Source organism: Protofrankia sp. CiP3 (assembly GCF_917627345.1).
Lineage (GTDB): Bacteria > Actinomycetota > Actinomycetes > Frankiales > Frankiaceae > Protofrankia.
In genome coordinates this window covers 2,618-10,451 of record NZ_CAKJTM010000140.1, presented here as the reverse complement: position 1 = coordinate 10,451, position 7,834 = coordinate 2,618, and the positions used below count along the sequence as shown (strand labels likewise).

Annotated in this window: 5 protein-coding genes; 1 reads left to right on the top strand and 4 read right to left on the bottom strand. The window is 67.9% G+C overall.

Translation table 11 applies throughout. The features are described 5' to 3' along the window. The 4 genes from MJ797_RS24290 to MJ797_RS24275 all read right to left on the bottom strand — a co-directional run. The coding region (locus MJ797_RS24290; protein WP_239341628.1) for a toll/interleukin-1 receptor domain-containing protein at window positions 1-1,183 on the bottom strand (1,183 nt) is incomplete at its 3' end. 526 nt (window positions 1,184-1,709) lie between these two features. Next, window positions 1,710-3,380 (bottom strand): methionine--tRNA ligase, encoded by a 1,671-nt coding sequence (metG, locus tag MJ797_RS24285; protein WP_239341626.1) that lies wholly within the window; start codon window positions 3,378-3,380, stop codon window positions 1,710-1,712. Between the two features lie 78 nt (window positions 3,381-3,458). Continuing rightward, window positions 3,459-4,340, bottom strand: a complete 882-nt coding sequence (gene rfbD, locus MJ797_RS24280) for a dTDP-4-dehydrorhamnose reductase (protein ID WP_239341624.1) — start codon at window positions 4,338-4,340, stop codon at window positions 3,459-3,461. Between the two features lie 183 nt (window positions 4,341-4,523). Next, complete coding sequence (locus MJ797_RS24275; RefSeq protein WP_239310760.1) at window positions 4,524-5,597, bottom strand: glucose-1-phosphate thymidylyltransferase; 1,074 nt, start codon at window positions 5,595-5,597, stop codon at window positions 4,524-4,526. 375 nt (window positions 5,598-5,972) lie between these two features. Between MJ797_RS24275 and MJ797_RS24270 the strand changes: the two genes are divergently transcribed. Then, window positions 5,973-7,568, top strand: a complete 1,596-nt coding sequence (locus MJ797_RS24270; protein WP_239341622.1) for an LCP family protein — start codon at window positions 5,973-5,975, stop codon at window positions 7,566-7,568. Window positions 7,569-7,834: the final 266 nt, after the last annotated feature.

Below are 7,834 nucleotides of genomic sequence, written 5' to 3'. Positions count from 1 at the left end.
CCAGTTCAGCCAGGACGAAGGCAAGCAGGGGAAGCGCATCCCCGCTGCCGGTGTCGGCGACCAGACGTCTGCACAGGTCCTCGTCAACGGTGATGCCGGCCCGGCGCGCCGGCCTGGTGATGACCTGTTGCAGCATCTCCGGTTCCAGCGGTGTGACCCGGAACGGATCCCCGATGGGCAAGCCGATGTCCTTCGCGAGTCCCCTCAGCGGGTCGAGATAGTCCGACCGGATGGTCGCCACGGCGCGTACTGGCCCTCCGGTGGCCTCCAGCAACACCGTCACGAACCGTCGGCATTCGGTGTCGGCGGTACGGGTCAGAAGCTCTTCTGCCTGATCCACAATAATCAGGAGATAACGGGCCGACCCCGCGGCGAGGAGATCGGCAACCAGGCGGGTGATGCCTCCTGGCCGGCCGATGGTGTCAGCGACCTCGCTGGCCGTCCAGAGCAGGCCACGCGCGCGACCGGCGGACGTCAACAGCCAGACCAGTTCCACGCCCGGATCAGTGTTCGGGCTGGCCGCCGGCACCAGCGGCGCCAGCACCAGCCAGTCCGGATCGGCCTCCAGCAACGGCGCCAGCCCGGCCCGGACCAGTGACGACTTCCCGCACCCCGAGGGGCCGGCAACGGGCAGCAAACCCCCGCCCGCGGAATCAGTCGGCGTGCGTAATCGTCCGGCGAGCCGGCGGCTCTCCGTCGTGCGCCCAAAGAACATCCGCACCTGCCCCGCGGTGAATGCCGCCAGCCCCGGATACACCACCTGCTCGGCCGACGTGGCGACACCGGCCCCATCCATCCGGCGTAACGCTTCCAGCAGCCGCGCGCGGGCAGTCGTCTCGTCGTCCTCCAGCACGGCTTGTTGGGTGATGGCGCTCGATAGCAGGGGGCTCGACACAGCCGGCCCGGCCAACAGCGGCAGAATCCGCAAACCGGTCACCAACGCGGCCCCGATCTCCGCCGCGCACCACTCCGACTTACGAAACGCCTGGGTCACGACCGCGAGGAGCGCATCGGCGTGGAACAGTTTGTCGAACAGCCGCTGCCGCCAGACATCACCAACGGCCATCCCGAATTCGGGATCCCCGCTGAGGAATATCTCGTGCCCCTCCTGCCGCAGCCAGCCGGCGACCGAGGACGCAACAGCGGAATCTGCGCTGGCATGGCTGATGAACACTTGCGCCACCACTCACCCCCAGCATCACAAGCATCAGCATCATGTCACACAATCCCGACGGCGTAGAGCGCCCGGCAACAGGGGTGTAGATCAAGGAGCGGGATTGGGATGCGCCGCACCCCTATTACCGGTCGCTCGTCGTCGAACGTGTCGGTCATCCGACACGTTCTGAACCGACTGGCCTGGAGACAGGAACGTACGGCCGGTTCCGGTAAGCCCAGGCACCAGTTCTCGGGCCGGAAAATACCGCGTCCGCCCTCCGCGGACGGCCGAAAGAACCGCTTTCCGCCAGTCAACGGATCCAGCCACCTGGCACACACGGCGCAGGCGGACAACAGGCGCGGAACAGCGTCAGCGTGTACGCCCAATCATGCGGCCACCAGGCCGCCGGCGACGGGCAGTGCGAACGTCGGCGAACCGGACCAGCCCGCCCCCCGTGGGCCGCATTGCCTGCGCGCCACGCCGGTCCGGCGGGAGACGCGGCGTGCATGCGCCGCTGGCCGCTGGCTGCCGCCAGCAGCGGCCAGCGGTCGGATCAGCTCAGGGCGTCCGGCTCAAGCTTGGTGAACAGCGCGCCGGACCAGCTCAGGGTGGTGCCAGCCGGCACCGGTTGCCGTTCCCAGCGGTCCAGGCTGATGCCGAGCACCTCCGCAAGCTGAAGGCAGGTGAACGGCAGGAAAGGCGCGAGCGCGGTCGTGATCCCGGAGATCGCCTGAATCGACACGGCCAGGCTGCGCCCGGCCCGGTCCGGGTCAACCTTGACCGTCTTCCACGGCTCCTCGCGGTAGAGGTAGGCGTTCACCTCGCCGGAGATGTCCATGGCGGCCCGCAGCGCCGCCCTCAGTTCCACGCGTTCGATCAGCTCGCCGACGCGGGCCAGGCCCGCGTCCACCGAGGCGATCAGCTCGGCGTGCACGCCGCCGAGCTCGCCGGCTGCCGGCAGCCGGCCGTCGAAACGCTTGCCGATCTGGGCCATCACCCGGTTGACGAGATTGCCCCAGTTCGCGATCAGCTCGTCGTTGATGCGCCGAATGATATCCGCGTCCGTGATCTCGGTGTCGTTCTGTTCGGGCAGCACCGTCGCCAGCGAGTAACGCAGCGCGTCCGGCTGGAGCCGATCGAGGTACTCGCGGACCCCGCGCCCGATCCCGGCGGACTTCGACGCCTTCGCGCCACCGAACGTCACGTACTGGTTTGCCGGGACGTCGGTCGGCAGGTCCAGCCCACCGTAGCCGATCAGCATCGCGGGCCAGATCACCGTGTGGAACGGAATGTTGTCCTTGCCGACGAAGTAGTAACTGACCGCGTCCGGATTCTGCCACCAGTCGCGCCAGGCCTGCGGGTCGCCCGTCCGGGCCGCCCACTCCCGGCTCGCCGACAGATAGCCGATGACCGCCTCGAACCAGACATAGATGCGCTTGCCCGGACCGAGCTCGTCGGTGGGCAGCGGCACACCCCAGTCAAGATCCCGAGTGATCGCCCGGTCGTGCAGACCGTCCTTGACGAACTGCAACGACCAGTTCATGACATGCCGGCGCCAGCCCTGGCGCGTTTCCAGCCACGCCAGCAGGTCATCGGCAAGGGACGACAGCCGCAGGAAGAAGTGCGTGGTGGCCCGCTTCTCCGGAAGCGCACCAGTGATCTTGCTGCGCGGATCCAGCAGGATATCGGGGTCAAGCGTACGGCCGCAGTTCTCGCACTGGTCACCACGAGCCTCGCCGTAGGCGCAGAAAGGGCAGCTGCCGACCACGTACCGATCCGGCAGGAACCGGCCGGCCTGCGGATCGAAGAACTGGACGGTCTCCCGCGGCGTGATGTAGCCGGCCTCGCGGAGCCGGGTGAACACCTCCTGGACAACCTCACGATGGTTGTCGGTCATCGTCGAGGTGAACAGGTCGAAGCTGATCCCGAGATCATCCCAGATACGCAGGAACTCCGGATGGTAACGATTGACGATCTCGACCGGCGACACGCCGTCAGCATCGGCACGGACAGTGATCGGCGTACCGTGGGTGTCGCTCCCGGACACCATGAGGACCCGGTTTCCCGCCATCCGGTGATAGCGCGCGAAAATGTCAGCCGGCAGATAGGCACCGGCGATGTGCCCCAGATGGGGCATGCCGTTGGCATATGGCCACGCCACCGCGACCAGGACAGGTCGGCCCTGCCCCGCGGGGGCGATCAAGCTGCTGGTCTTGGTCGTCACGCCCCAACGGTAGCGTCCCGGACCAAAGAACCGGATCCCGCGCCTGTCCGAGCCCGCCGACACCCGCGAAACGCCCGGCTACCCGCGCAGGGCGTCACCGGACTCGGCGAACGCCGCGGCCAGCGCAACCCGCCACGGGCGCGGCGGCGTCAGGCCCGCGTCCGTCCATGAGCGGGACGACAACACCGAGTAGGACGGGCGCGGAGCCGGCCGGGGGAACGCGCCCGTCGTCGTCGGCCTGACCTTCGCGGGGTCCAGCCCGAGTTCGGAGACGACCGCCCGAGCGAATCCGTACCAGGTCGTGTCGCCACCGCCGGTGCAGTGATAGATCCCCGGCCTGGCCCCGGATGCCGCGAGCTCGATCAGCCCCGCGGCGAGATCCACCGTCCAGGTCGGTGACCCGCGCTGGTCATCGACCACCGCCAGGGTGTCCCGCTCACGGGCGAGCTTCGCGATCGTCCGGACGAAGTTACGCCCGGACGCGCCGTAGACCCATGCCGTCCGCACGACGTAGGCGGCTGGGCACAGTTCCAGCACGGCCTGCTCACCAGCGAGTTTGGTCCGCCCGTATGCCGAGCGCGGCGCGACCGGGTCGTGGGTCTCGTAGGGCTTGTCCGCCATGCCGTCGAAGACGTAGTCGGTGGAGATATGCACCATGGTCGCGCCGGCCTCGGCACAGGCGACCGCCAGCCGCGCCGGAGCGGCGGCGTTGGCGGCATAGGCACCCGCCTCGTCGGCCTCGGCACCGTCGACGTCCGTCCAGGCCGCCGTGTTGATCACCACGAGACCGCCCTGGACCTTCGCGGGCCGAGCCTGGTCCGCGACGACCGCCCGGACCCGGGCAGCATCGGTGACGTCGAGCTCACCACGGGTGAGACCCGCCCAGGCCTGGACCCGCTCATCGGCCTCCAACAACCGGCAGAGATCCGCTCCAAGCTGACCGCCGGCTCCCGTCACCATCACACGCACCAGGCAAGTGTGGCAGACCTCGCCGGCCGGTCACCGCCAACCCGCATGCTCGCCCGATCCCGCGTGCCCACCCGGCATGAACGAACCGCTATGCATGAACCGCTATGCATGAACCGCTATGGACGCGATCCTCTCAGCGCGGCCGGGACATCCTGGCCGGCCAAAATATTACGATCATGATGTCGGGGCGACCGAGACCCGGGAGTGGTCGCCGAGCATGAGCCGGTGTGCCCGCGGGCGGGCATCCGACGGAACGACTTCGACATCCCGACCGATCAGCGAGTCCTCAATGCGCCCAATGCCACGAATCGTCGCCCGCTCCAGCACGATCGAGTACTCGATCTCGGTGTTTTCGATCGCGCACGAATAGTAGATCGAGGTGAAGGGACCGACGTAGGAGTCGACAAGCGTGGTGCCGCGGCCAATGATCGCTGGTCCGCGCACGGTGGACCGCACCAGCGACGCGCCCTCCTCGATCACGACCCGGCCCACTATCGTGCTGTCCTCGTCGACCATGCCGCGCACATCCGGCTCAAGGGACTCCAGCAGGTGGCGGTTGGTCTCCAACATGTCGTCAAGCCGCCCGGTGTCCTTCCAGTACCCCTCGACCAGGTGCGGCGCGACCTCGTGGCCCCGGTCCACCAACCATTGAATCGCCTCGGTGATCTCCAGCTCGCCTCGACCGGACGGCTTGATCGCCCGCACCGCGTCGTGGACGGCCGTCCCGAAGAGGTAAACCCCGACGAGCGCCAGGTCGCTCGGCGGCTCCACCGGCTTCTCGACGAGGCGGATCACGCGGCCCTGGGGACCGAGCTCCGCCACACCGAACGCGGACGGGTTGGAGACCTTGGTCAGCAAAATCAGCGCATCCGGCCCGCTGCGCCTGAACTCCGCCACAAACCCGGCGATACCACCAATGATCAGGTTGTCACCGAGATACATCACGAACGGCTCGTCCGCAAGAAAGTCGCGCGCGACGAGGACGGCGTGCGCAAGACCCAGCGGTGCCTCCTGACGAATGTAGGTGACTTTGATACCCAGCGCGGAACCATCACCGACAGCGGCCTCGATCTCCGCCGCGGTATCTCCCACGATGATCCCGACTTCGGTGATACCCGCCTCGGCGATCGCCTCCAGCCCGTAGAAAAGGACTGGTTTGTTGGCCACCGGCACGAGCTGCTTGGCTGACGTGTGGGTGATCGGGCGCAACCGCGTTCCGGAACCACCCGCGAGAACAAGAGCTTTCATGATCCGAACCTTACCGTGCGCCCCGCGGCGGCCGGAAAGGCAGCCGAACCACCGTGGATGGCCGGGCCGCCGGCTCCCGCCGAGCTCCCCGAACGCATGAAAAGGGACATGATCGCACCGCCTTTGGTTACTTTTGGCCGCCCCGCCATATGGCTCGCCCATATGGCGGGGCACCACTGCGCGCATGCGTCACGCGCCTGGCGGGTACCTTCAAGCGACCAGGACCACGCATGGCCACGGCACGGCTGACGCCCGTCATGAGGGCGGCGGCAGCGAATGCGTCCGCGCTCGCCGGGCGGCACCGACCGACAGCTGAACGACGTACATGACCGTGAACCGGCACCAGGTCACGGCGGGGGCGGAGGTGCGGACACGGTGACCGCTCCACGTGACGTCCAGGCGGGCCCACCAGCCGGTCCGCCGCCGTCCACCCACCAGCCAGCGGCGGACGAGCCAGCGGCGGACGACAGCCCACGGCAACGTTCCCTGCTCCAGAAACTGGCCCTCGCCCTCGCGGGCGTCGTGTCGCTGTCAATTCTCCTGGTGAGCAGCGCCGGTTACATCACCTATCGCTATCTCAACGCTCAGATCACCAGGGTGACCCTCGGCCTTGACGACGACGAAGCCCGGCCGCCGCGGGCCGCCCCGGGGACTGAGAACTTCCTGCTGGTCGGATCCGACAGCAGAGAGGGCACCGGCAACCAGTACCAGAGCGAAGAGATCATCTCCGGGCAGCGCTCCGACACGACCATGCTTGCGCACCTCGACGCCAACGGGACAACCACATTGGTGTCATTTCCCCGGGACACACTCGTCACTATTCCCGGACACGGGCGTAACAAGCTGAACGCGGCGATCACAATCGGCGGACCGCCATTGCTGATCAGGACACTCGAAAACCTCACCAACATCAAAATCGACCATTTCGTGTCGATCGACCTCGCCGGATTCAAGGCCATGACGGACGCCATCGGTGGCGTCACCGTCTGCGTACAGCCGTTGCCGGATGGCAGTACCTCGAACCTGCACGACGAGTGGTCCCAGTGGCATGGTGTCGTGGGCGAGAACCATCTCAACGGCGAGCAGGCCCTGTCCTTCGTCCGGCAGCGCTATGGTCTGCCCGACGGGGATTTCGACCGGATCAGGCGTCAGCAGCAGTTCATCAGCACCGTCTTCCAGAAGGCGACCAGCAGCGGCGTGCTTGCCAATCCGGCGAAGCTGGAGAGCCTGCTCGCGGCCGCGACGGGAGCGCTGACCGTCGATGACCGCACCAGCGTGGGCGACCTGCGCAACCTCGCGACCAGGCTGCGTGACATGTCCGCCGACGCGATCACTTTCGAGACGATTCCCGTCCGGGAGCCCACCCAGGCCGATGGCGCGAACGCCGCTGGTGAGCTCCGGCGCTACGGCTCTGTCCAGCTCTACGACCCGGAGCAGCTCGCGGCGTTCCTGGCCCCGCTGCGCGGACGCGGCGGCCCGGCGCCGAACCCCGCTGACGCCCCGGGGGCAACGAGTACGCCCACGCCGCCGGAGGCGGTGGCCCTCCCACCGGCATCGGTCACCGTCGACATCCTCAACGGCACCACGACCAACGGGCTCGCGATCAGCGCAGCGAGAGAGCTCACGGCGGCCGGGTTCCGAGTCGCGACCGTCGGAAGTGCCGAGAGCAGGCACACAGCGACCTCGCTGGTGCGCTACGGCCCGGCCGGGCTCGCGGCGGCACGTACGCTGGGCATCGCGGTTCCCGGAGTGGAGCTGCGCGCGGACCGGTCCGCGGGCAGGCACGTCACACTGGTGATCGGCGCCGACTTCCACGGCATCGACGCGCGGGCGGTGGCATCCGCCCAGACGGCGGCAGACAACCCGGCACCGGGCGGGACAGGCACCGGGAACAGCGTCCCAACGGCGGGCCCGACCCCCGCGACGCCTGCGCTGACCGCCACCGAGCTGACCACCCGCTGCACATTTTAGAGCGCCCGGGATATCAGGATCACAGTTCTCCACGCAGGTCCGGAAGCCGCCGGGATCGCCAGCCCGTGCCAGCCGCAAGCCCGCCACCAGCCGACGACCGATAGCGACGATATTTAGTAATCGCACTGTTACCATTGGTCGTTTCGCGCACCCAGTGCTGTGGTGGCGTGCGTCTCATGGCAACGTCAGACTGGGTTAAGAGCGCCCGGCAATAGGGGCGTGGATCAAGGAGCGGGGCTGGGGCGCGTACATCGCAAGGCGGAGGA

Bases quoted from the DNA above. Each gene is read 5' to 3' on its own strand.
- rfbD (WP_239341624.1), bottom strand. From the start codon at position 4,340: ATGGTGACGGGAGCCGGCGGTCAGCTTGGAGCGGATCTCTGCCGGTTG.
- MJ797_RS24275 (WP_239310760.1), bottom strand. From the start codon at position 5,597: ATGAAAGCTCTTGTTCTCGCGGGTGGTTCCGGAACGCGGTTGCGCCCG.